General features: G+C 73.1%; 21 protein-coding genes and 6 tRNA genes. 18 read left to right on the forward strand and 9 right to left on the reverse strand.

Going from position 1 to position 22,059, the window contains the following annotated elements:
* Positions 1-19: 19 nt before the first annotated feature.
* The 4 genes from cobT to ABZY20_RS26840 all read left to right on the forward strand — a co-directional run bounded on the left by cobT (position 20) and on the right by ABZY20_RS26840 (position 7,045).
* The gene (gene cobT, locus ABZY20_RS26825; RefSeq protein WP_356444401.1) at positions 20-4,144 is read left to right on the forward strand and encodes a nicotinate-nucleotide--dimethylbenzimidazole phosphoribosyltransferase; all 4,125 of its coding nucleotides are present in this window, start codon (positions 20-22) and stop codon (positions 4,142-4,144) included.
* A gap of 367 nt (positions 4,145-4,511) precedes the next feature.
* Complete coding sequence (gene cobA, locus ABZY20_RS26830; RefSeq protein ID WP_356444403.1) at positions 4,512-5,759, forward strand: uroporphyrinogen-III C-methyltransferase; 1,248 nt, start codon at positions 4,512-4,514, stop codon at positions 5,757-5,759.
* Positions 5,760-5,823: 64 nt separating this feature from the next.
* Complete coding sequence (locus ABZY20_RS26835; RefSeq protein WP_356444405.1) at positions 5,824-6,642, forward strand: RNA methyltransferase; 819 nt, start codon at positions 5,824-5,826, stop codon at positions 6,640-6,642.
* A 10-nt stretch (positions 6,643-6,652) separates the two neighbouring features.
* Complete coding sequence (locus ABZY20_RS26840; protein ID WP_356444406.1) at positions 6,653-7,045, forward strand: NUDIX domain-containing protein; 393 nt, start codon at positions 6,653-6,655, stop codon at positions 7,043-7,045.
* Positions 7,046-7,110: 65 nt separating this feature from the next.
* Here the strand turns inward: ABZY20_RS26840 and ABZY20_RS26845 are convergent, their stop codons facing one another.
* A complete protein-coding gene (locus tag ABZY20_RS26845; RefSeq protein ID WP_356444408.1) occupies positions 7,111-8,550 on the reverse strand; it encodes a protein kinase in 1,440 nt (479 codons plus the stop codon).
* Positions 8,551-8,766: 216 nt separating this feature from the next.
* On the opposite strand from ABZY20_RS26845, the gene ABZY20_RS26850 reads away from it, so the two are divergent.
* The 4 genes from ABZY20_RS26850 to ABZY20_RS26865 all read left to right on the forward strand — a co-directional run bounded on the left by ABZY20_RS26850 (position 8,767) and on the right by ABZY20_RS26865 (position 11,009).
* A complete protein-coding gene (locus tag ABZY20_RS26850) occupies positions 8,767-8,985 on the forward strand; it encodes a hypothetical protein (protein WP_356444482.1) in 219 nt (72 codons plus the stop codon).
* Between the two features lie 235 nt (positions 8,986-9,220).
* The gene (locus tag ABZY20_RS26855) at positions 9,221-9,430 is read left to right on the forward strand and encodes a hypothetical protein (protein WP_356444410.1); all 210 of its coding nucleotides are present in this window, start codon (positions 9,221-9,223) and stop codon (positions 9,428-9,430) included.
* A gap of 261 nt (positions 9,431-9,691) precedes the next feature.
* Positions 9,692-10,636 (forward strand): aminoglycoside phosphotransferase family protein, encoded by a 945-nt coding sequence (locus ABZY20_RS26860; protein WP_356444412.1) that lies wholly within the window; start codon positions 9,692-9,694, stop codon positions 10,634-10,636.
* Positions 10,637-10,715: 79 nt separating this feature from the next.
* Positions 10,716-11,009, forward strand: coding sequence for a zf-TFIIB domain-containing protein (locus ABZY20_RS26865; RefSeq protein WP_356444413.1), 294 nt, complete (start codon positions 10,716-10,718; stop codon positions 11,007-11,009).
* Positions 11,010-11,068: 59 nt separating this feature from the next.
* On the opposite strand, the gene ABZY20_RS26870 is transcribed toward ABZY20_RS26865, so the two are convergent.
* From ABZY20_RS26870 to ABZY20_RS26890, 5 genes are all read right to left on the reverse strand, one after another.
* Positions 11,069-11,140 (reverse strand) — tRNA-Val (locus ABZY20_RS26870).
* Between the two features lie 43 nt (positions 11,141-11,183).
* Positions 11,184-11,255: transfer RNA gene (locus ABZY20_RS26875), tRNA-Val, on the reverse strand.
* 26 nt (positions 11,256-11,281) lie between these two features.
* Positions 11,282-11,353: transfer RNA gene (locus tag ABZY20_RS26880), tRNA-Val, on the reverse strand.
* A 1-nt stretch (position 11,354) separates the two neighbouring features.
* Positions 11,355-11,428, reverse strand: a tRNA-Cys gene (locus tag ABZY20_RS26885).
* 36 nt (positions 11,429-11,464) lie between these two features.
* Positions 11,465-11,537: transfer RNA gene (locus tag ABZY20_RS26890), tRNA-Gly, on the reverse strand.
* Between the two features lie 178 nt (positions 11,538-11,715).
* Between ABZY20_RS26890 and ABZY20_RS26895 the strand changes: the two genes are divergently transcribed.
* The 3 genes from ABZY20_RS26895 (at position 11,716) to ABZY20_RS26905 (ending at position 14,473) form a co-directional block, all read left to right on the forward strand.
* Positions 11,716-12,759, forward strand: coding sequence for a chorismate-binding protein (locus tag ABZY20_RS26895; protein ID WP_356444415.1), 1,044 nt, complete (start codon positions 11,716-11,718; stop codon positions 12,757-12,759).
* The gene (locus ABZY20_RS26900) at positions 12,756-13,577 is read left to right on the forward strand and encodes an aminodeoxychorismate lyase (RefSeq protein WP_356444417.1); all 822 of its coding nucleotides are present in this window, start codon (positions 12,756-12,758) and stop codon (positions 13,575-13,577) included. Before ABZY20_RS26895 ends, ABZY20_RS26900 begins: the two co-directional genes overlap by 4 nt.
* 71 nt (positions 13,578-13,648) lie before the next feature.
* Positions 13,649-14,473 carry a GNAT family N-acetyltransferase gene (locus tag ABZY20_RS26905; RefSeq protein ID WP_356444419.1) on the forward strand — a complete coding sequence of 275 codons (825 nt, stop codon included), beginning with the start codon at positions 13,649-13,651 and terminating at the stop codon, positions 14,471-14,473.
* A gap of 42 nt (positions 14,474-14,515) precedes the next feature.
* Here the strand turns inward: ABZY20_RS26905 and ABZY20_RS26910 are convergent, their stop codons facing one another.
* The gene (locus tag ABZY20_RS26910) at positions 14,516-15,028 is read right to left on the reverse strand and encodes a DsbA family protein (protein WP_356444421.1); all 513 of its coding nucleotides are present in this window, start codon (positions 15,026-15,028) and stop codon (positions 14,516-14,518) included.
* Positions 15,029-15,255: 227 nt separating this feature from the next.
* Between ABZY20_RS26910 and ABZY20_RS26915 the strand changes: the two genes are divergently transcribed.
* Together ABZY20_RS26915 and ABZY20_RS26920 are read left to right on the forward strand one after the other, a co-directional pair.
* Positions 15,256-15,693, forward strand: a complete 438-nt coding sequence (locus ABZY20_RS26915; RefSeq protein WP_356444423.1) for a hypothetical protein — start codon at positions 15,256-15,258, stop codon at positions 15,691-15,693.
* Between the two features lie 153 nt (positions 15,694-15,846).
* Positions 15,847-16,065, forward strand: a complete 219-nt coding sequence (locus ABZY20_RS26920) for a hypothetical protein (protein ID WP_356444486.1) — start codon at positions 15,847-15,849, stop codon at positions 16,063-16,065.
* An 85-nt stretch (positions 16,066-16,150) separates the two neighbouring features.
* Here the strand turns inward: ABZY20_RS26920 and ABZY20_RS26925 are convergent, their stop codons facing one another.
* Both ABZY20_RS26925 and ABZY20_RS26930 read right to left on the reverse strand, forming a co-directional pair.
* A complete protein-coding gene (locus ABZY20_RS26925) occupies positions 16,151-16,711 on the reverse strand; it encodes a CGNR zinc finger domain-containing protein (protein ID WP_356444425.1) in 561 nt (186 codons plus the stop codon).
* A 402-nt stretch (positions 16,712-17,113) separates the two neighbouring features.
* Positions 17,114-17,527 (reverse strand): SsgA family sporulation/cell division regulator, encoded by a 414-nt coding sequence (locus tag ABZY20_RS26930; RefSeq protein ID WP_004002642.1) that lies wholly within the window; start codon positions 17,525-17,527, stop codon positions 17,114-17,116.
* A 191-nt stretch (positions 17,528-17,718) separates the two neighbouring features.
* Here ABZY20_RS26930 and ABZY20_RS26935 point away from each other — a divergent pair, with 191 nt between their 5' ends.
* The 5 genes from ABZY20_RS26935 to ABZY20_RS26955 all read left to right on the forward strand — a co-directional run bounded on the left by ABZY20_RS26935 (position 17,719) and on the right by ABZY20_RS26955 (position 22,056).
* Positions 17,719-18,177 (forward strand): TIGR02611 family protein, encoded by a 459-nt coding sequence (locus ABZY20_RS26935; protein WP_356444427.1) that lies wholly within the window; start codon positions 17,719-17,721, stop codon positions 18,175-18,177.
* 98 nt (positions 18,178-18,275) lie between these two features.
* Positions 18,276-18,347, forward strand: a tRNA-Val gene (locus ABZY20_RS26940).
* Positions 18,348-18,845: 498 nt separating this feature from the next.
* A complete protein-coding gene (locus tag ABZY20_RS26945) occupies positions 18,846-20,171 on the forward strand; it encodes an extracellular solute-binding protein (protein ID WP_356444429.1) in 1,326 nt (441 codons plus the stop codon).
* Entirely contained in the window at positions 20,171-21,175 is a 1,005-nt protein-coding gene (locus tag ABZY20_RS26950) for a sugar ABC transporter permease (protein ID WP_356444430.1), read from the forward strand. Before ABZY20_RS26945 ends, ABZY20_RS26950 begins: the two co-directional genes overlap by 1 nt.
* Positions 21,175-22,056 carry a carbohydrate ABC transporter permease gene (locus tag ABZY20_RS26955; RefSeq protein WP_356444432.1) on the forward strand — a complete coding sequence of 294 codons (882 nt, stop codon included), beginning with the start codon at positions 21,175-21,177 and terminating at the stop codon, positions 22,054-22,056. The genes ABZY20_RS26950 and ABZY20_RS26955 overlap by 1 nt, the downstream gene beginning before the upstream one ends.
* Positions 22,057-22,059 lie beyond the last annotated feature (3 nt).

Below are 22,059 nucleotides of genomic sequence, written 5' to 3' on the forward strand. Positions count from 1 at the left end.
CGATGGGCGAGGGGTACGCATGACCGACACCGGCCAGGTCCCGGGCGAGGGACTGCCGGAGAACGCAGGCATGGTGGAACAGCCGGGCGCCTCCGCGCACGGTGCGTACACCTACCTCTCCGACAACCCCGCCGAGGAAGAAGAAGACCTGCTGCTGCCGGGCGCCCAGGGCGCCTGGGGCAACGAGGTCGCCCCGCCCGCGCCGGAGCCGGTCGTCGAGACCGTGCACCAGCCGGGCCCGCACGAGCTGTCCGGCCGCGACAGCGGCTCCGTCGACCTCGGCGGCGTCCGTCTGCCCGACCCGCCGCCGATCCCGCCGGTCACCCCGCGCCGTCCGCTCCACCTCGGCCCGCCGCTCCCCGACAGCTCCGCCAGCCCGGTCCGCTCCCTCGCCGACCGCGGCCCCGCGGACGTGCCGGTGCGTCAGCCCGCCACGCCGTCGTCCGGCCCCGAGTACCTCGACGCCCCGCGCGCGCCCGAGGCGCCCGCGGCTCCCCCCGCGCCCTGGGGCGCGCAGCCCGCGCCCGCGCCTCAGGTGAGCGCCGGGGCGGCCCCTGCGGAAACGGTTATTCCAGGAGCGGAGCCGATGGGCACGGCCCAGGCCGTCGCCACCCGCGTGGCGGGCGAGGCGGAACAGGCCGTGCCCGCGCAGAACGCGGAGGCGGCGCAGACGGCCTGGGCCGGGCACGCGGTGCCCGTTCAGACGCCCGAGGCGGTGCCGGCGCAGGCGTCCGCGAACGGGCAGGCCGTGCCGGCGCAGGCCCCGGAGGCCGCGCCGGAAGCACCCGCTCAGGCACCCGCGCACGTCGAAGGGCACGGGGAGCCCGAGGGAGAGCCTGCCGCGGTGGCGGGACCGGGTGAGGCGCAGATGCCGACTGCCGCCGAGCCGGGCGTGGCCCAGGCGGCTCCCGCCGCGGCGGAGCACGACGGCCCGGGCGCTCCTGCCGCTGGTGAGCCGGTCGGTGTTGAGTCCGACACGAGCGAAACGGCACCTGCCGAAGCCGAAGCCGAAGCCGAAGCCGTGACCGCTCCGGCGCCGGCGGCCGAGGCTCCCGCCGACGGTGGCGAGGCGCACCCTGCCCCTGCCGTCGCGGAGCAGGCCGTCGTACCCGCGGACGTTCCCGAGACCGGCCCGGCTCCCCAAGCCGCCCCGTCCCCCGAGGCGGCCGCCGCGCCCGAACAGGACGCCCCCGTGACCGCACCGCAGGCGGTCGCCGAGGGTGCGGAAGGTGCTGCCCAGGTGCAGGCCCCTGAAGGCACGGACGTTGCTGCCGAGGCCGAGGCCGCGACTCCTGAGGCCCCGGCCCAGGCGCCGGACCCGGCTGCTGCCGCCCCGGCGGTACCGGTGCCGGACGCCGCTGCCCCGGAACCCGCAGCCCTGGCCGCTGCCGTAGAGGCCGCCGACCCGGAGGCCCGGGCCCCCGAGGTGACGGCCCCGGAGGCCGAGGCGCCGGCTCCGGCCGCGACCACCGCCGAGCCCTCCGCCCCGCAGCCGGAGGCCACCGGCACCGAGACCGCTGCGCCGGCCCCGCCGCAGGAGACGGCCCCCGCCGCCACCGAAGTACCGGCCTCCGCCCCCACCGAGGCACCGGCCCCCGCCGCCGTCGAGGGCCCGGAACCCACCACCGAAGCACCGGCCCCTGCCCCCACCGAGGCGCCCGCCCCGCAGCCTGAGGCGCCCGCCCCGCAGCCTGAGGCGCCCGCCCCGCAGCCCGAGGTGGCTCCCCAGCCCGCCCCCGCTGCCCCCACGGCACCCGACGACGCTGCGGACGCCCCGGCCGCCGAGCCACTCACCCCGGCCGCCGGCGCCCCGGTGACCGAACCGGTCGCCAGCCAGGCTGAGGCGACCGCCCCCGAAACGCCCACGTCCGCCCCGCAGTCCGAGGCTTCCGCCCCGCAGGCCGAAGCTCCCGCCCCGCAGACCGAGGCCCCCGCCCCGCCCGTGCCGACCCCCGACGCGGCGGCGCCCACTCCGGCCCCCGCCCCGGCCCCCGAGCCGCCGGTGACGACACCGACCCCCGAGCCGCCGGTGACGACGCCGACCCCCTCCGCGGGAGCAACCGTGCCCGAGCCCAACCCCCAGGACGTGGCTCCCGGATCCGCCGAGGACGTCACCGTCGTCCTCCCCGGAGAGGGCGCGCAGGAGCACAGCGGTCAGGCTCAGGCCCGGCCGGTCCAGGGCCCGCAGCAGTCCCGGCCCGCCGAGCCCGGCGCGCCGGCGCCAGCGGAACCCGTCGCCCAGGTCCCCGCACCCCGCGGAGAGGGCGGAGACGACGGCGACGGCGACGCCGTACTCGTACAGAACGCCGACGACCTGGACACCCGGGCCGCCGAGCAGGAAGATCTGGCGGACCAGGAACGCCACGAGGCAGAGAGCGCGGCCGCAGTGTCAGAAGCACGACAGCCCACCGGCCCCGCCGCCCCCGCCTACGACCCCGCCGAGCGCGAGGCCGTCCTGAAGGTCATGCGCGAACGCCGCGACATCCGCAACGGCTTCCGCAGCGACCCCATCCCGCACGAGGTGCTGCTCCGCGTCCTGGAGGCCGCCCACCACGCGCCCTCCGTCGGACACTCGCAGCCCTGGGACTTCGTCGTCATCCGCTCCGCCGACACGCGGCGCGCGATGCACGAACTGGCCATGCGCCAGCGCGACGCGTACGCGAAGTCCCTCCCCAAGGGCCGGGCCAAGCAGTTCAAGGAACTGAAGATCGAGGCCATCCTCGACACCCCGGTGAACATCGTCGTCACCGCCGACCCGACCCGTGGCGGCCGCCACACCCTCGGCCGTCACACCCAGCCCCAGATGGCCCCGTACTCGGCTGCCCTGGCCGTGGAGAACCTCTGGCTCGCCGCCCGCGCCGAAGGACTCGGCGTCGGCTGGGTCAGCTTCTTCGACGAGCGCGAGATGGTCCGCGCCCTCGGCCTGCCCGAGCACCTGGAGGTCATCGCCTATCTGTGCGTCGGTTACGTCGACGAGTTCCCGGACGAGCCCGAGCTGCTGCAGGCGGGCTGGTCCAAGCGCCGCCCGCTGTCGTGGGTCGTGCACGAGGAGACGTACGGCCGACGCGCACTGCCCGGAGAGGAACCGCACGACCTGCTCGCCGAGACCGTGGCGCAGATCCGCCCGCTGGACGCCAAGGCGCTCGGCGAGGCGTGGGAGCGCCAGAAGCGCATGACCAAGCCCGCCGGAGCGCTGGGGATGCTGGAGATCATCTCCGCCCAGCTGTCCGGCCTGTCCCGCCAGTGCCCGCCGCCGATCCCGGAGCCCGCGGCCGTCGCGATCTTCGCGGGCGACCACGGCGTCCACGCCCAGGGGGTCACCCCCTGGCCCCAGGAGGTCACGGCCCAGATGGTGGCCAACTTCCTCGGCGGCGGGGCCGTCTGCAACGCCTTCGCCACCCAGGTGGGCGCCGAGATCTGCATCGTCGACGTGGGCGTCGCCGCCGACCTCCCGGCCACGCCGGGCCTGCTGCCCCGCAAGATCCGGGCCGGCACGTCCGACATGACCACCGGTCCCGCGATGACCCGCGAGGAGGCCAAGCAGGCCATAGAGGTGGGCATCGAGACCGCCCGCGACCTCGTCGCCGCCGGCAACAAGGCCCTGCTCACCGGTGAGATGGGCATCGGCAACACGACCGCGTCCGCCGCCCTGATCGCCGCCTTCACGGGCGCGGACCCGGCCGAGGTGACGGGCCGGGGGACCGGCATCAACGACGAGACCCTCGCCCGCAAGACCGAGGTCGTCCGCCGCGCCCTCGAACTCCACCAGCCGGACCCGGCCGACCCGGTCGGCGTACTCGCCGCGATCGGCGGCTTCGAGCACGCCGCGCTCGTCGGCCTCCTCCTCGGCGGCGCGTCCCTGCGCACGCCGGTGATCCTCGACGGCGTGAGCGCCGGTGCCGCCGCCCTGGCCGCCCGCGCGATCGCCCCGGAGGTCCTGGCCGCGTGCATCGCGGGCCACCGCAGCGCCGAGCCGGGCCATGTGGCGGCCCTCAACAAGCTCGGCCTGCGCCCCCTGGTCGACCTCGACCTCCGGCTCGGCGAGGGCACCGGCGCGCTCCTGGCCCTGCCCCTGGTCCAGAGCACGGCCCGGGCGATGCACGAGGTGGCGACGTTCGACTCGGCGGGCGTGACCGAGAAGTAGTCCCGTGTGGAGTCCCGCGTGGGCCGGCGACTCGCAGGCCCCGCAGGCCCCGGGGGGGGCTCCCGGACCGGCTCACGGGCCCGGAGCCGCGTGGCTTCCGCCCGCAGCCGCGCGGCCCTCGCGGGGCGCGGCGGCTCCTCGGGCCGGCGGGCCGGGCGAGGCCGTGACCGCGCGTTCCGCACCGCGGGGCGCACGGCCACGACCCGCGCCCCCCGGCGCCTTCACCGCCCCCGCGCCCGCCTCCGGACGCGCACGCACACCCGGCCATGACGCCCAGCCATCGGACACCCGTGCCATCCGATTCCGCCGCACCCTAAAATCCGCACGTCAGGGCCCCGCCGAAACCGCCCCACAGGAGCCGCACCCCATGGCCGAACACCCCGCCTACCCCGTAGGCCTCCGCCTCACCGGCCGCCGCGTGGTCGTTCTCGGCGGGGGCCAGGTCGCCCAGCGCCGCCTGCCCGCCCTCATCGCGGCGGGCGCGGACATCCTCCTCGTGTCCCCCGAGGTCACCCCCTCCGTCCAGGCCATGGCGGACGCGGGCGAGATCGACTGGCAGCAGCGCCGCTACGAGGAGGGCGACCTGGACAACGCCTGGTACGCCCTCGTCGCCACCAGCGACCTGGAAGCGAACACCCGGGCGTCGGCCGAGGCGGAGCGCCGCCGTGTCTGGTGCGTCCGTTCCGACGACGCCGACGAGGCCACGGCCTGGACGCCGGCCAGCGGCCACAGCGAGAGCGAGGGCGTCACGGTCGCCGTCCTCACCACCGACGCCCGCGAGCGCGACCCGCGTCACATCGCCGCCATCCGCGACGCGGTCGTCGAGGGCCTGCGCGACGGCACGCTCGTCGCCCCGCACCACCGCACCCGCACGCCCGGCGTCGCCCTGGTCGGCGGCGGTCCCGGCGACCCGGACCTGATCACCGTGCGCGGCCGTCGCCTCCTCGCCGGGGCCGACGTGGTCATCACCGACCACCTGGGCCCGCGCGACCTGCTCGCGGAGCTCCCCCCGAACGTCGAGGTGATCGACGCGGCCAAGCTGCCCTACGGCAGGTTCATGGCCCAGGAGGCCATCAACAACGCCCTGATCGAACACGCCAAGCAGGGCAAGGCCGTCGTCCGGCTGAAGGGCGGCGACCCCTTCGTCTACGGGCGCGGCATGGAGGAGGTCCAGGCGCTGGCCGAGGCCGGCATCCCCTGCACCGTCGTACCGGGCATCTCCAGCACCATCTCGGTGCCGGCCGCCGCCGGCATCCCGGTCACCCACCGGGGCGTCGCCCACGAGTTCACCGTGGTCAGCGGCCATGTCGCCCCGGACGACGAGCGCTCCCTGGTCGACTGGCCGTCCCTCGCCAAGCTCACCGGCACGCTCGTGATCCTCATGGGCGTCGGCACGATCGCCAAGGTCGCCGAGACGCTCATCGCCCACGGCAAGTCCCCGGACGTGCCCGTCGCCCTCGTCCAGGAGGGCACGACGGCCGCGCAGCGCCGCGTCGACGCGACACTGGCGACGGTCGGGGAGACCGTGCGCCGCGAGGAGGTGAAGCCGCCGGCGGTCATCGTCATCGGGGAGGTCGTGCGGGTCGGCCCCCGAGCCGTCGAACCCCGCGAGTAACCCCCGGTAACACCCCCCGTACCGAGCCGTTGGCACCGCACCCAGGACAAGGCGGTATCACCCTGTGGCCGATCTCATCACCGTCGAGGACCCCGACGACCCGCGCCTGCGCGACTACACCGGCCTGACCGACGTGGAGCTGCGCCGCAAGCGCGAACCCGCCGAGGGCCTGTTCATCGCCGAGGGCGAGAAGGTCATCAGGCGCGCCAAGGAAGCGGGCTACGCGATGCGGTCCATGCTGCTCTCGGCCAAGTGGGTCGACGTCATGCGCGACGTCATCGACGACCTCCCCGCACCGGTCTACGCGGTCAGCCCCGAGCTCGCCGAGCAGGTCACCGGCTACCACGTGCACCGCGGCGCGCTCGCCTCCATGCAGCGCAAGCCCCTGCCCACGGCGGCCGACCTGCTGCGGACGGCCCGCCGCGTCGTCGTCCTGGAGTCCGTCAACGACCACACCAACATCGGCGCGATCTTCCGCTCGGCCGCGGCGCTCGGCATGGACGCCGTCCTGCTCTCCCCGGACTGCGCCGACCCCCTGTACCGCCGCAGCGTGAAGGTCTCCATGGGCGCGGTCTTCTCCGTGCCGTACGCCCGCCTCGACACCTGGCCCAAGGGCCTGGAGTCGGTCCGCGAGGCCGGCTTCACCCTCCTCGCCCTCACCCCGGACGACAAGGCCCGGTCCCTGGACGAGGCCGCCCCGCACACCATGGACCGCGTCGCCCTCATGCTCGGCGCCGAGGGCGACGGCCTGTCCACCCAGGCGCTGGTCGCCGCCGACGAGTGGGTGCGCATCCCCATGTCCCACGGCGTCGACTCCCTCAACGTGGGCGCTGCGGCGGCCGTGGCCTTCTACGCGGTCGCCACCGGCCGCCCCCGGGCGTAGGGGGCCGTCCGTGGAGCGGCGCGAGGCGGTCGTCGCCGTACTGCTGCGCGGTGAGCGCCTGCTCGCGATCCGGCGCGGGCCCGCCGTCGTGCGCCCCGGCTACTGGCAGCCGCCCAGCGGCAGGATCGAGCCGGGGGAGAGCCAGGAGCAGGCGGTCGTCCGGGAGGCCCGCGAGGAGGTCGGCCTCACCGTCGTCCCGCAGGCCAAGGTCTGGGAGTCGGAGACCGACGACCGGCGCTTCCGCCTCCACTGGTGGACCGCCCGCGCGGAGACGGGGGAGGTGGTCCCCGACCCAGGCGAGGTCGCCGAGACCCGCTGGGTCACCCCGCGGGAGTTCCTGGCCCTGTCCCCGGTCTTCGACGGCGACCGCGAGTTCTTCGAACGGATCCTGCCGCACCTGTGACGACCCGCCCGGCCACGGTCCGAGCGGCCGCGACCGGCAGTCTCACACCCGTCGCGCCGGCCCGCCTACGGTCCGTGCTCCCGCTCCACGTGCACCTGCCGTGCGCCGTCCCGGTCGCCGCCGAGCCCCTGCGCCGGTCCCTGGCAGCCCTGCACCAGGGCGATGCCGACCGCGACCAGCAGCGTGACCACGACGAAAACGAACAGCCGCTGCCGCAGCAGCCGCGGATTGGCGGGCCGCAGCCCCGTTCCGGTGTTCCTGGGCGACTGGCGCCCGGTACCGCTGTGGGGAGCGGGGCGGCTGCCGCTGCCCGGCCGCGTCCCGTTGCGGCCCGTGGGAGTCGGCCGCCCCCCGGACCGGGACGCGGTGCCGCCGCGCGAGGCACCGGAGCCGCGCGCCGGGTTCCTGCCCCGGCCCGAACCGCCGGTCTGCCGGTTGCCGCCCGGTGCCCGGGCTCCGCCCCGCGCGCCGGATCCGCCCTGGGACGCCGGGCCGTCCGGCGCCGGAACGCCCTCGCCGGGCCCGGAGGAGCGCCGTGGCGGGGGAGTGCCCCGGCCCCGCTGCGCCCCGGACGTCCCCGGCTGGCCCTGCCTGCCCCGGCCGCGCTCCGGGTAGGTGTCGACGGGCCGGTCGCTCTCGGCTCCGCGCGGCGCGGGCGGCCGTACGCCGGCCAGGTCCTGCGACTCCCGGGCAGCGATCTCCTTGAGGCGCAGGGACAGTTGGAGCGTGCTGGGCCGCTCCTCGGGGTCCTTCGCCAGACACGCCCGGACCAGTGGGGCGAGTGCGTCCGGCACGCCGTGCAGCTGCGGCTCCTCGTGCACGACGCGGTACAGCATCACCTCGGAACTGCCGTGCCCGAAGGGCGAGTCGCCCATCGAGGCGTACGCCAGTGTGGCGCCGAGCGAGAACACGTCCGTGGCCGGGGTGACGGCCGCCCCGCGCACCTGCTCCGGCGCCAGGAACCCCGGCGATCCGACGGCCGTGCCGACGTGCGTGAGCGTCGAGGCGCCGGTGGCCCAGGCGATGCCGAAGTCGATGATCCGCGGCCCCTTGGGGGACAGCAGGATGTTGGACGGCTTCAGGTCCCGGTGCACCACGCCGGCCTCGTGCACCGCGACCAGGCCCTCCGACAGGGCGGCGCCGACAGCGGCGACGTCGGCCGCGCCGAGCGGTCCCTCGGCGGCGACCTTGTCGTGCAGGGAGGGCCCGGGCACGTACTGCGTGGCGAACCAGGGCCGGTCGGCGTCCAGGTCCGCGGCCACGAGCCGGGCCGTGCAGCCGCCGCGGATCCGCCGGGCCGCCGAGACCTCGCGGGCGAAGCGCGAGCGGAACTCCTGGTCCTCGGCCAGATCCGGCCGGATGACCTTCAGCGCGACCCGCTGCCCCTTCTTGTCGGAGCCCAGGTAGACCACGCCCATCCCGCCCGCGCCGAGCCGTCTGTGAAGCCTGAACGAGCCGACGACGCGCGGGTCCTCGCGCCTCAGGCGCATCATCGCCATGTTCATCCCCGCTGCCCGGTCCTGTGACGAGCCACAGCTTACGTTTCCACGGCCGCCCGCGCGCAGAGGCCGCGCCCTCTCGGAGTGATGGATTGTCAGTGGTGGGCGCAAGACTTGAAGGGTGGTCAGCAAGGGCGCGAAGAGGCGGACTTCGCGCGGCGAGTGACCTCAACCACCCGCCGCACAAAAGGGATTGGTCCTGCGAAGGGGGACCGTGTGGAGATGGTCGTGGACGCCGGTGACACCACGGGCACGTACGAGGTGGTGGCGAGCGGGGCGGGCCGCAGGGTGGAGACGACGGTACGCCGAGGTGTCGTGGAAGTGAGCGAAGTCACCCGAAACGGAACCGTCGTGCGTACGGACCGCTTCACGGCGAACCGGGTGCCGGCGCTGGTGGAGCAGCCGGTTCCGCGGGAGGACGGCTCCGGCAAAGCGGGATGAGCGGGGCGTCCCTTCGGGGAAGACCCTGAGTCCCGGCTCCGCGTCTCCACCCAGGGGAGTACGCCGTGGGGGGCGGCTCATCCTCCGGGAGGCCCGGCAATCGGTACGAGGGCATGACGACCGGGAGGGCCCGGGAGCCTAGATTTGAGGTCAAGCGGCGGGTGGACGCACTCGTCCCCCGAGGTCAGACGCCCGCCGCTGCCAGCGACAACTGAGAATTGCCAGGAGAGGGATCATGGCCCACACGGCACCGCGGACGCTGATCCGCGAGGAGGGACGCAAGGCGTACGCCGCCGCGTTCCGCCCCCGCCGCCAGGGCCGTCGCCACCCCGTGGTGGCGACGCTGATGGCCCTTCCCCTGGCGGTCCTGCTCCTGCTCGTCTTCGACGGGTGGGAGACAGTGGCCACACAGGCGTCGTCCGTGGGCGAGATGCTGGGGCGCTGAGCGGCGTCCCCAGGCCCGGAAGAGCGGTCCGGGCGGGGACATCCACCCATGAAACCCCGTGGGGACGGGGGTGCGGCGGACGGCACAGATGCCGGCGCAGCTGGGGAGCTGCGCCGGCATTGCTTTTGCCCGGGGGGCCGGGCATCGCGCCCGGCAGCCGCCGGGCCCTCGCCGTGAGCCCCGCCCACCGGTCCGGCCGAGCACCCCGGACGCGGTCCGCCTCCACGTACCCTCACCCCAGACCCACACCGAGGGAGCCCCGTGACGCCCGCCCCCGACCCGCTCATACCCGCCCTCACCGCCCGGGCCCGGGCCACGGCCCACGCGCGCGCCGCGGCCGTCTGCCCCTGCGGCGCGGCCACCCTCGCCGAGCGCCCCGACGGCCTCGTCGTACGCCACGCGGACACCGTCGCCAAGGCCCACGCCCCGGACACCGACCCCGCGCAGCTCGCGAGCCGCCTGTCCGTCGCCGTCCGGCACCCCGGCATCCTCCTGGCGCCCCTCGCCCCCACCCCGGTCGGCCTGCACGACCGTCTGGTCACGTTCTGGCCGTACGGAACCCCCGTGGACCCGGACGATCCGGACGCCGCTCCCTGGGAAGCCGCCGGCACCCTCCTCGCCCGGCTGCACCGCACCCCGGCCCCGCCCGCGCTGCCCGCCATGCGCGGCCCCGTGAAGGCGGCCCGGGCCGTCGCCCGGCTCGCGGAAGCCGGTCCGCACCCCGGCGTGCCCCCCGTCCTGCGCGCCTGGAACGCACTCCCGCCCTGGGCCCGGGCCGAGGCCCCCATGCCGGACGCGAGCACGCTGTGCCACGGCGACCTGCACCTCGGCCAGCTCGTGCGCCACCCCGCCGCGGACGGCTCCTGGCTGCTGATCGACGTGGACGACCTCGGCACCGGCGTCCCGGCCTGGGACCTCGCCCGCCCCGCCGCCTGGTACGCCTGCGGCCTGCTCCCGCCCGACGCGTGGGCCCGCTTCCTCGCCGCCTACCGCGAGGCCGGCGGCCCGGCCGTCCCCGCCGACGGCGACCCCTGGCCCGCCCTGGACGTCCCGGCCCGCGCCCTCACCGTGCAGACCGCCGCCCGGGCCGTCACCAAGGCGGTCGCGGCCGGGCGCCCGCTGGACGAGGTGGAGCGGGCGGTCGTGGACGCCTGTGACCGAATGGCCGCCGTCCCGGCCGAGTTGCCCCGGGAGCACCCGAAGTAGGGTGCAACCGACCACAGCCGGACAGAGTCTGTCCTGGCGAGACGTGAAGCAGGACCGACCGGCGAGGAGTTGAACGACCATGCAGTGTCCGAAGTGCCGTGCACCCATGCACACCTACAACCGCAACGGCGTCCAGATCGAGCAGTGCAGCGGCTGCCGCGGGATCTTCCTCGACTACGGCGAGCTGGAGTCGCTGACCCGCCTGGAGTCCCAGTGGTCCCAGCAGGCCGCCCCGCCGCCCCCGCCCGGCCCGCAGGCCTACCCCGCCCCTCCGGCACCCGCCTGGGGCGCCCCGCACGGCGGCCACGGCCACCACGGCCATGGCGGACACCACCGCCAGAAGAGCTTCGGACGCATGCTGTTCTCCTCCTGAGCGAGGGACAGCACGACAGAGCCCCCGGCCGTCGAACGGCCGGGGGCTCCGGTGTGGTGTGGACGATACTGGGATTGAACCAGTGACCTCTTCCGTGTCAGGGAAGCGCTCTCCCGCTGAGCTAATCGTCCTCGGTACCATGACCACGCACAGGAGCGGATCACGGGCACTGCGTGCGCGATACTGGGATTGAACCAGTGACCTCTTCCGTGTCAGGGAAGCGCTCTCCCGCTGAGCTAATCGCGCGGGTCGGGATCTTCGAGAAGATCCAGTGGACGATACTGGGATTGAACCAGTGACCTCTTCCGTGTCAGGGAAGCGCTCTCCCGCTGAGCTAATCGTCCTTGGAGGTGGAGACGGGATTTGAACCCGTGTAGACGGCTTTGCAGGCCGTTGCCTCGCCTCTCGGCCACTCCACCAGGAGTGTAGGGGGCCGGGAGCCCCCTGTTCCTACGAGCGGACGACGAGGCTCGAACTCGCGACCTCAACCTTGGCAAGGTTGCGCTCTACCAACTGAGCTACGTCCGCCTGTCGTTTCGGACCGCTCTCGCGGCCCGGCGACGAGTTGAACTCTAGCGGATACCGGGGCCAGTACAAAAACGCGTTTGTGCAGCGTGCTGCGCCTCACCTGCTCAGGGACGTCACAGTGCCTGCTGAGAGGACATCCCCCGGTCACCCGCCGGGCACCCGCCCTAGACTCGGCTGCGTGCTCGACCTCCCTCCCCTCGCCCGCTTCGGCGACCGTGTCGCCACCGGGCTCCTCGACGTCACCGACGACCCCGAGGCCCTGGACTCCAGCGGCTTCTGGGCCGTCTGCGCCGACTTCGAGGGCCGTCTGACCTGCGCCCGCTTCCGGGACGTGCGGACGGCGCGGGTGCCCGCGCCCCGGCCCGGCGCGTGGCGCGGACCGGCGGCGGATGACTGGACGTCCTCGCTCGACCGCGCCGCGTACACGGCGGCGGTACGGCGCATCCGCGAGCACATCGCGGCCGGCGAGGTCTACCAGGCGAACCTCTGCCGGGTGCTGTCCGCTCCCGTCCCGCCCGGCGCCGACGTCGACGCCCTCACGGCCCTGCTGGCCCGCGGCAACCCGGCGCCGTACGCAGGAACGATCCGCCTGCCCGGTCACGGCGTCGAGATCGCCACCGCGTCCCCCGAACTGTTCCTGCGGCGCGACGGCCGCGTCGTCGAGTCCGGACCGATCAAGGGCACCGGCCGCACCGAGGCGGACCTGCTGGAGAAGGACTTCGCCGAGAACGTGATGATCGTGGACCTGGTCCGCAACGACGTCGGCCGGGTGTGCGCCACGGGCAGTGTCACGGTGCCCGACCTGTGCGCCGTGGAGAAGCACCCAGGGCTGGTCCACCTGGTCTCCACCGTCCGCGGCGAGCTGCGCGACGGGGCCGGCTGGGCCGCCCTGCTGGCCGCCGCCTTCCCGCCCGGCTCCGTCACGGGCGCGCCCAAGTCCAGTGCCCTGCGGATCATCGACGCGCTGGAGACGGCGCCCCGCGGGCCGTACTGCGGGGGCATCGGGTGGGTCGACGCCGACCGGGGCGTCGCCGAGCTGGCCGTCGGCATCCGCACCTTCTGGATCGACCGGGCCGACGGCATGCTGCGCTTCGGCACCGGTGCCGGCATCACCTGGGGCTCCGACCCCGAGGGGGAGTGGCGGGAGACCGAGCTGAAGGCGGCCCGGCTGCTCGCGATAGCGTCGGGAACGTACGAGGTGAGTGGAGAGGACCTGACGTGAAGATCTGGCTCGACGGCGGGCTGCAGGACACCGAGTCCGCCCGCGTCTCCGTCTTCGACCACGGACTGACCGTGGGCGACGGCATCTTCGAGACGGTGAAGGCCGTCGACGGCCGGGCGTTCGCGCTCACCCGGCACCTCGACCGGCTCACCCGCTCCGCGCGCGGCCTCGGCCTGCCCGACCCGGACCTCGACGAGGTGCGCCGCGCCTGCGCCGCAGTCATCGAGGCCAACCCGATGGCGCTCGGCCGCCTGCGCATCACCTACACCGGCGGCCACGGCCCACTCGGCTCGGACCGCGGCGAGCACGGCCCCACCCTCGTCGTCGCCCTGGGCGAGACCACCCGCCGCCCCGACTCCACCGCCGTGATCACCGTCCCCTGGACCCGCAACGAGCGCGGCGCCCTGGCCGGACTGAAGACCACCTCCTACGCCGAGAACGTCGTCGCTCTCGCCCGCGCCCGCGAACAGGGCGCCTCGGAGGCGCTGTTCGCCAACACGGTGGGGCAGCTGTGCGAGGGCACCGGGTCCAACGTCTTCGTCGTCCTCGACGGCGAGATCCACACCCCGCCGGTCGCCTCCGGCTGCCTCGCGGGCATCACGCGCGCGCTGACCGTCGAATGGACCGGCGCCCGGGAGACCGACCTGCCGCTGGACGTCCTGGAGCGGGCCGACGAGGTCTTTCTGACCTCCACGCTGCGGGACGTGCAGGCCGTGCACCGGGTCGACGGCCGTGAGCTGCCGGGAGCGCCCGGCCCGGTGACCGCCAAGGCCATGCGGATCTTCGAGGAGCGGTCCGGGCACGACCTCGACCCCTGACCGGCCCCCCGGACCGCCGGACCGCCGGTCCTTCGGCTGACCGGGGCCGCAGTGCGGGTAGAACACCCCTGATGACCACGACCCTGCGGCCGATCGAGCCGCTTCAGCAGAACGCCGACGGGACGCGCTCGCGCCGCTACCAGGTGTGCGTGAACAGCCGTCCCGTAGGGGCGATACACCTCGGCACGCATCCCGTGTTCGGCGACGCGGTGGCCCGGATCACGGACCTGCGCATCGACGAACCGGACCGCGGACGGGGCCGGGGCACCGTGGCCGCGCTCGCCGCCGAGGAGGTGGCGCGCGGCTGGGGGTGCCGCCGTATCGAGGCCGTGATCCCCGCCGGAGCGGAGGCCGCCCTGCGGCTCGCCACCGCGCTCGGCTACGTGGTGCGCAACCGCGGCATGGAGAAGGCGCTCGGCGACACCCCGCCGTACCTGCCGGAGGGCAGCCGGGCCCGGCCCATGACCGAGGCGGAGTACGGCCCCTGGCTGGCCAGGGGCCGGGAGGAGTACGCGCGCAGCTGGACGGAGCGGGGTGTTCCCGAGGCCGAGGCCCTGGCCAAGTCCGAGCGCGACCACGCCGCCCTGCTGCCCGAGGACCTGGGCACACCCGGCATGTTCATCAGCGTCGTGGAACACCGGGGGACACCGGTGGGCACCCTGTGGCTGGCCGTGCGGGAGAACGGCGGCTTCGTCTACAAGGTCGAGACCGACGCCGGCCACCGGGGCCGGGGGCACGGCCGCACCCTGATGCTGCTGGCCGAGGGGCAGACGATCGCCGAGGGCGGACGCACCCTCGGCCTCAACGTCTTCGCCGGCAACACCCCGGCCGAGCGGCTCTACGCGTCACTGGGGTACCGGACCACGCAGCACGCCCTGTACAAGCCGCTGCTGTGACGGCCGGGCGGGGAGGCCGGGTCCGGTGGCGGGCGGGAGGTCTCAGTCCTGCCGCCCGGCCAGCAGCCGGTCCGCGATCTCCTCGATCCGCCCGCGCAGCCCTTCCTGGCTCTTGCCGCCGTCGAGCCGCTCACCGCCGATGACGTACGTCGGCGTGCCGGTCACACCGATCGCCTTGCCCTCGGCGTGGTCGGCGTCCACGATCAGGATGTGCCGGCCGTCGACCAGCGCGGTGTCGAACTCCTCGGCGTCCAGGTCCAGTTCCCGGGCCAGCTCGATCAGGAAGGGTTCTCCCGCACGGTCCAGCTCCTCGACCCGGCCGAGCAGGGCCTCCGCGTACTCCCAGCCCCGGCCCTGCTCCCACGCCTCCTCCGCCGCCTGGGCGGCGGCGAAGGCGTGCTTGTGCTTCTCCAGGGGGAAGTGCCGCAGCCGCAGTTCGAGACGCGGGCCGTAGCGTTCGCGCAGGGCACGGACGTCGTCCAGCGCGGTACGGCAGTCCGGGCACTGCAGGTCGCACCAGACCTCGAGGACGGGGGCGGGGGAGGAGTCGCTCATGCGGACAGTCTCCCAGCCGCCCGGCGCCCGTCCCAACCGGATGCCCCTTCCACGGGTCGGCCGCGTACCACGCGAGCCTGGCGAGGGCGGCGCGCACCGGCACCTGCGGAGGAGGCGACCCGGAGATCTCCCTGATGTGCGCCCGGAGCGTGGCCCGCCGGGGTGCCGCGGGTGCAGGATGGAAGGGACGAAGTGCCCTGTTCGACCGCGCACGCCTGGAGGACCGGATGATTGCCGAGACCGTCTGCTCCGCCGTGTCCGCGGCCGGCCTGGGCATCGCGGCCGTCACGGCGTTCCGCAAGCGTTTCCTGACGGCGGCCCGGATCGCCGCCTACTCCCTCGTGCCGCTCGGCCTGGTGATGACCGGGATCGTCGACTGGCTGGCCGACACCGCCTTCAGCCCCGTGGCCTGGGCGGGCTTCGGGGTGCTCGCTCTTTCCTGGGTGCTCTTCATGACCACGCGCGTCGTGGAGCGCCGCCGCGGCAGCACCCGCAAGGAGCGCAAGGCCGCGCGTGCGGCGGAGCGGTCCGGGGCGGTGGCCCCGTCCGCCTCGGCGCCCTCCCTGGGACAGGGCTCCCGCCCGGCGAGCCGGCCCACCGCGGCGCCCAAGGGGGACGACGACTTCAGCGACATCGAGGCCATCCTCAAGAAGCACGGCATCTGACCCCGGCGTGTCGGGCTGAATCGTCACAGAGCGTCCACGCCCGCGCGCAAATGATCACAATCCGCATCGGACCTCACGGAATCGGCGCACTCCCGCACGGAACGAGCCCGCTGATCGCGTCCGGCGGGGCGACTGCGTCATCATCGCCGCGAGATGCTGGACACGACGCAACAGAGCGACCCCGCGCCGCCGCAGGACGGGCCGCGTCCCCCGCAGGACGTGCCCTGTTCCTCTCCGGACGAGCCGCGCCCCCCACGGGACGAGCCACGTGGTTGCCTCTTCGCCCTATCCCAGCCACCGCTGATGATCTTCCTTGCGGTGATCGGGAGTCTGCTGCTCATGGCCTCGCTGCACGACCTGCTGCTGCTGTGAGCCGTACCCGCGGTGCCCGGCGCCACCCGCCGGGACCGCGGCCTCCGGGAACTCTGCCCCGGCCTGCTCCCGGGCGGCGCGGCCGTCAGCCTGCCGCCTCCTTGCGGCGTGCCCGGTACGCGGCCACGTGCAGGCGGTTCCCGCAGGTGCGGCTGTCGCAGTAACGCCGTGAGCGGTTCCGGGAGAGGTCCACGAAGGCGCGGCGACAGTCGGGCGCCTCACAGCGCCGCAGCCGCTCCTGCTCCCCGGCGACCACGAAGAACGCCAGCGCCATGCCGCAGTCCGCCGCCAGGTGGTCGGCGACGGAGGCGCCGGGCGCGAAGTAGTGCACGTGCCAGTCGTAGCCGTCGTGGTCCGTGAGCCGGGGCGTGGTGCCGGCGGCGGCGACCAGGTCGTTGATCAGCCCGGCGGCGGTCCGGGCGTCGGGTGAGGCGAAGACCGTGGCGAACCGGCCGCGGATCTTGCGCACCGCGGAGAGGTCGAACTCGGAGAGCACTCCGACATCGCTGATCTGGTGGTTCCGCACGAACTCCGCGAGGGTCGCCACGTCCGGCAGTCCGTCCGCCGCCGTGTCGTCCTCCGGGGCGGTGTTCACCAGATCGACCACGGTGTCGAGGGCGCACCGGGTGTCGTGGGTGATCAGCACGATTCGCTCCCTGGCCTGGGGGTCGGGCGGGCGCCCGCCGATGCTGGCCGATGGTAACGGCTGAGCCTCCGCCGGGCCGCCCCCGTGCCCGTACATGGCATCGCTTACAACGCCGTCGGGCCCGGCATGGTTCCCGAGTGAATGCCGCGCCGGGCCACGGAGTGTGACGGGAGGGGTTCTTCGTGGTGCCGCGAGCGGCTTGCTCACGGAGCGTGCCTGTTCACGGAGCGTGCCCGCGAAGGGTGCCTCTTCACGGAGGATGCCTGCTCATGGAGCGTGACGCACACCGGCGCCGCCCCGCGTGAGCCGCGGTGCCGGCGCCGGTGTGTCCCGTATGCGGTTGTCCGAGCCCGAGCCGTCTCCCCGAGTCGACGGCGCCGGGCGGCTTGTGCGGGCCTCGCCCTAGCTTTCCGCCAGGATGTGCGAGAGCTCCTGATCCAGGTCGAAGTGCCGGTGCTCCGTACCGGGCGGCACGGCGGCGTCGGTGCGCTTCAGGAAGGACTCCAGGGCCCGTGCGGGGGCCTCGAGCAGGGCCTCGCCCTCCGGCGAGCTCAGGGCGATGCACACGACGCCCTGACCGTGACTGCGCGACGGCCAGACGCGGACGTCGCCGGTGCCCGTGGGACGGTGAAGCCCCTCGGCGAGGAGGTCGCGGGCGAACACCCACTCGACGGTTTCCTCGGCTCCGGTGTGGAAGGTGGCGTGCACGGCGTAGGGGTCGGCCGTGTCGTACCGCAGGCCTGCGGGGACAGGCAGGGAGGACTCGCTCGACACAACGAGGCGCAGGTGCAGCTCGCAGCTGACCGTGGTGTTCATAAGCGCCAGGGCCTTTCGCTCAGTGTGCGCTCGGGGATTCGCACGTCGGCGAAATCGACATGCCACCTACGGTGCCGTTGTAAACCCCTCTGAGTGTTTTGCGTGCCTTTACGTAACTCTTCCGGCCGAGAGATCGTTCGTGCGGTGCGTCCATTCCGGTGACCGGTTTCGCTCCGGTAGTGTTTGGCCGTATGAATACGGGGAGTAACGAGCCGGGCGAGGTGGCCGTGGCGTTCGACGAGACGAGGACCGAAGAGGTGCGCGGCGAGCAGGAGCGAGGGCTCGGCTCGCGGGCTCCGGAATTCATCAAAGCGCGCCGTCTGCTGCATGTGAGCTGGCAGGTCGGCGTCTTCGTGATCGGGCTCGCGGTCGTCGTCACGGGCATCATCATGCTGCCCCTGCCCGGGCCGGGCTGGGTCGTCATCTTCGGTGGCATGGCGATCTGGGCGACGGAGTTCGTGTGGGCGCAGCTGGTGCTCCGCTGGACCAAGCGGAAGGTCACCGAGGCGGCCCAGCGGGCCCTCGATCCCAAGGTCCGGCGCCGGAACATCATCCTGACGACCGTCGGGCTGGTGATCGTGGCCATACTGGTCGGTATCTACGTGTGGAAGTTCGGCATCGCCATGCCGTGGAAGATCGAGAACCAGTGAGGCGCGAGTGACGCGGGAGTGACCCCGGTCGGGGGGTGCCGGCGTCGGCCGCTGGTCACAGGCACCCCCTGACATGGGGTAATGTTCTTCCTGCGTCCGGGCGATTAGCTCAGTGGGAGAGCGCTTCGTTCACACCGAAGAGGTCACTGGTTCGAACCCAGTATCGCCCACCCTGACGACGGCCCACCTGCGATGACGCAGGTGGGCCGTTCGCGTTGTGCGAGGTCGGCCGCGTGCGTCGGGGTGGGGCCGTGCCTGCGGCGGCCTGTGCGGTGTGCGTGGGGGTGCGCGTCGCGCCTTTGCGTTGAGTTCGGGTCGGGGCCGCGCCGGGGGGTGTCCGTCCTCGGAACGGCGCGATGGGGTCGGGCGCCGAGTCGCTGTTCGTTGACGCGCCGACCGCTGCGGGCGGACACCCCCCGGCGCGTCCCCTTCCGTGTGTGCGCGGGTGCGGGTCCGGGCTTGGCTGCCGTCGCCGTGTGTGGCCGCGGCGGGGCGCGGACGGCTGTCACCTGGCCGGAATCGGTCCCCGGGCGCACCGTCGTCTTCCGGACACGCGCGTGTCGGGGGCACGTGCCCGGCCGGCCCGGCAAGAAATTCCTGTCCGAATCATTGACGCACTCCCACCCTCTCCGTACCTTGTGCCAGCAAGCGCTTACTTGAAACGATTCATGCGAGCGGGACGATGGTGCGGGGAGGTCCGAACCGTGGTGAACGGCAGGAATGTTGAGAGACGTACGATCCTGAAGGCGGCCGGGGCCACGGCAGCCACGCTGGGGCTGGCGGCGACCACCGGGTGCGGTGGTGACGGAGGGGCCTCCGCGGACGGGACGGTGACGATCCGTTACGCGTGGTGGGGTGCGGAGGACCGGGCCCAGAGAATCAACAAGACCATCGCGCTCTTCGAGAAGAAGTACCCGAAGATCAAGGTGAAAACGGACTTCCAGCCTTATCTCGACTTCTGGAAGAAGTTCAACACGCAGGCCTCCGGCGGAAATCCGCCGGACGTGTTCCAGAATGCCATCGGCTTCCTGCGTAAATACGACGCGAAGAACGTGCTGCTGGATCTCAGCGAGCAGGTCGAGGCAGGCAACCTGCGGATGGACGGATTCCGCGCGGGGCTGGAGAAGTTCGGCGAGGTCGACGGCAAGCTGCTGGGCGTTCCGGTCGGTTCGAACTCCATGTCCCTGGTCATCGACAAGCCCGTCTACACCAGGGCCGGTGTGAAGCCCGAACTGGGCTGGACCTGGGACGACTTCGACGCGGCGATGAGGAGGATCCGCGACCGGACGGGCCGCGCCGGCGACAGCGGCATGTACGGCGTCATGTACCTGTACGACCTGTACCTGCGTCAGAACGGCAAGGCATTCTTCACCGAGAAGGGCCTGGGCTTCACCGAGTCGGACCTGACGGACTGGTGGACCAAGGCGGAGAAGGGCGTGAAGGACGGCCGCTACGCCGACCCCAAGAAGGTCGCCCAGATCAAGCCCAAGTCGGCCGTCTCCGCCGAACTCGCCGGCAGTGAGTTCACCTGGGACAACTTCACCGTCCGGTACACCTCCGAGGGCAAGAGCGAGTACGGGCTCGCCCCCATCCCGACGACCGACGGCAAGAAGACCGGTCAGTACCTCGGGTCGCTCATGCTGAGCGCCTCCAAGCGCACCCGGCACCCCAAGGAGGTCGCCCAGTTCATCGACTTCATGGTGCACGACCCGGAGGTGGCGAAGATCATGGGCTACGACCGCGGGGTGCCCGCGACGCAGGCCCAGTACGACGCCTACAAGCCGACCGACGAGGTCAACAAGGCGATAGCCGCCTACGAGGAGTCCCTCGTCGAGGCGGGGGTGCTGGAGCCCATCACCCCGCACCCGAACGGCGCCGACATCTGCGAGTCCGCGTTCCTGCGGATCGCCGAGGAGCTCGCCCTGGGCAAGCGGTCGGTCGACGAGGCCGTCCAGCAGTTCTTCACCGAGTCGAAGACGGCTCTCGGCACCTGATGGGAACCACCGTGACACACGCCCCTGCGAGGGAGGGCCTGTCCCAGGACCGGCGCTCCGAGCCGCGGCACGGTCCGGTGAAGCCCGGGCGCCCCGCCGCCCTCAAGCGGCGGCGGCGCCGGGAGAACCTGGCCGGCTATCTCTTCATGTCCCCCTGGATCGCCGGGTTCCTGCTGCTCACGGCGGGCCCGATGGTCGCCTCCCTCTACTTCGCGTTCACCGACTACAACCTGTTCGACGCGCCGAAGTGGATCGGCTTCGACAACTTCTCCGAGATGTTCGGGGACCCGCGCTGGCGCCACTCGGTGCAGGTGACGCTCTGGTACGTCGTCGTCGGCACACCGCTGAAGCTGCTCGCGGCCCTCGGGGTCGCGCTGCTGCTGGCGCAGAAGCGGCGCGGGCAGGCCTTCTACCGGGCCGCCTTCTACGCGCCGTCGCTGATCGGGGCGAGCGTCTCGGTGGCGATCGTGTGGAAGGCGATCTTCTCGGACGACGCGATCGTCGACCGTACGCAGAAGATCTTCGGGATCGACGCCGGCGGCTGGACCGGCGATCCGGACCTGATCATCTACAGCCTGGTGGCGCTGACCGTCTGGCAGTTCGGCGCGCCCATGGTCATCTTCCTGGCCGGGCTCAAGCAGGTCCCGCGTGAGCTGTACGAGGCGGCCGAGGTCGACGGGGCGGGCAAGCTGCGGCGGTTCTGGAACATCACACTGCCGATGATCTCCCCGGTGCTCTTCTTCAACGTCCTGCTGGAGACGATCCACTCCTTCCAGATCTTCAGCTCGGCCTACATCGTCGGCGGCGGTGCAGGCGGCAACGCCTGCGGCCCGGCCGACGGTTCGATGGTCTACACCTGCTACCTGTACGTCCAGGGCTTCGAGAACAGCCGGATGGGCCTGGCCTCCGCCATGGCCTGGATGCTGCTCGTCGCGGTCGCCCTGGTGACGGCGGTGCTGTTCTGGTCCCAGAAGCGCTGGGTGCACTACGAGGAGGGCGCCTGATGAGTGCGCAGGCAACCGACGTCACCCCGCGCGCGGGCGGACTGCGGCAGAGACTGCCCGGCTCCCTCGCCTGGCACATCGGGTCCCTGCTGATCCTGGCGGTGATCCTCTACCCGGTCGTCTGGGTCGTCGGCGGCTCCTTCAAGAAGAGCGAGGACATCGTCGGCAGCCTGGACCTCTTCCCGGGCGACCCGGTCACGGCGAACTACACGCGGCTCACCGAGGGCATCGCGGACATCTCCGTCTCCACCTTCTTCCTGAACTCGCTCGTCCTCGCGGTGGGTTCCGTGATCGGCATCCTGCTGTCCTGCTCGCTGACGGCGTACGCCTTCGCGCGGATCAGGTTCGCGGGCCGGAACCTGCTGTTCACGCTGATGATCGGCACGCTCCTGCTGCCCTACCACGTGCTGCTGATCCCGCAGTACGTGCTGTTCCGCAACATGGAGATGATCAACACCTACACCCCGCTGCTGCTGGGCAAGTACCTGGCCACGGAGGCGTTCTTCGTCTTCCTGATGATGCAGTTCATGCGCAACCTGCCCAAGGAACTCGACGAGGCGGCCCGGCTCGACGGCTGCGGTCACCTGCGCATCTACTGGTCGATCGTGCTGCCGCTGTGCCGCCCGGCCCTGATCACCAGCGCGATCTTCACGTTCATCAACGCGTGGAACGACTTCATGGGACCGCTGATCTACCTCAACGAGCCCGACAAGTACACCGTCTCGCTGGGGCTGAAGATGTTCGTGGACCAGGAGGGCGTGGCCGACTACGGCGGCATGATCGCCATGTCGCTCGTCGCGCTGCTGCCGGTGCTGGCGTTCTTCCTCGCCTTCCAGCGCTATCTGATCGACGGCATGGCCACGTCGGGTCTGAAGGGCTGAGGG

This window comes from Streptomyces sp. NPDC006624 (assembly GCF_040611555.1).
GTDB lineage: Bacteria > Actinomycetota > Actinomycetes > Streptomycetales > Streptomycetaceae > Streptomyces.

Excerpts from the sequence above, each read along its gene's own strand:
- ABZY20_RS26855 (WP_356444410.1), top strand. The coding sequence starts at position 9,221 with ATGGCCCACACGGCACCGCGGACGCTGATCCGCGAGGAGGGACGCAAG.
- ABZY20_RS26930 (WP_004002642.1), bottom strand. The coding sequence starts at position 17,527 with ATGAACACCACGGTCAGCTGCGAGCTGCACCTGCGCCTCGTTGTGTCG.
- cobA (WP_356444403.1), top strand. The coding sequence starts at position 4,512 with ATGGCCGAACACCCCGCCTACCCCGTAGGCCTCCGCCTCACCGGCCGC.
- ABZY20_RS26950 (WP_356444430.1), top strand. The coding sequence starts at position 20,171 with ATGGGAACCACCGTGACACACGCCCCTGCGAGGGAGGGCCTGTCCCAG.
- ABZY20_RS26920 (WP_356444486.1), top strand. The coding sequence starts at position 15,847 with ATGCTGGACACGACGCAACAGAGCGACCCCGCGCCGCCGCAGGACGGG.
- ABZY20_RS26845 (WP_356444408.1), bottom strand. The coding sequence starts at position 8,550 with ATGAACATGGCGATGATGCGCCTGAGGCGCGAGGACCCGCGCGTCGTC.
- cobT (WP_356444401.1), top strand. The coding sequence starts at position 20 with ATGACCGACACCGGCCAGGTCCCGGGCGAGGGACTGCCGGAGAACGCA.
- ABZY20_RS26865 (WP_356444413.1), top strand. The coding sequence starts at position 10,716 with ATGCAGTGTCCGAAGTGCCGTGCACCCATGCACACCTACAACCGCAAC.
- ABZY20_RS26915 (WP_356444423.1), top strand. The coding sequence starts at position 15,256 with ATGATTGCCGAGACCGTCTGCTCCGCCGTGTCCGCGGCCGGCCTGGGC.
- ABZY20_RS26955 (WP_356444432.1), top strand. The coding sequence starts at position 21,175 with ATGAGTGCGCAGGCAACCGACGTCACCCCGCGCGCGGGCGGACTGCGG.
- ABZY20_RS26945 (WP_356444429.1), top strand. The coding sequence starts at position 18,846 with ATGCGAGCGGGACGATGGTGCGGGGAGGTCCGAACCGTGGTGAACGGC.
- ABZY20_RS26910 (WP_356444421.1), bottom strand. The coding sequence starts at position 15,028 with ATGAGCGACTCCTCCCCCGCCCCCGTCCTCGAGGTCTGGTGCGACCTG.
- ABZY20_RS26935 (WP_356444427.1), top strand. The coding sequence starts at position 17,719 with ATGAATACGGGGAGTAACGAGCCGGGCGAGGTGGCCGTGGCGTTCGAC.
- ABZY20_RS26905 (WP_356444419.1), top strand. The coding sequence starts at position 13,649 with ATGACCACGACCCTGCGGCCGATCGAGCCGCTTCAGCAGAACGCCGAC.
- ABZY20_RS26850 (WP_356444482.1), top strand. The coding sequence starts at position 8,767 with ATGGTCGTGGACGCCGGTGACACCACGGGCACGTACGAGGTGGTGGCG.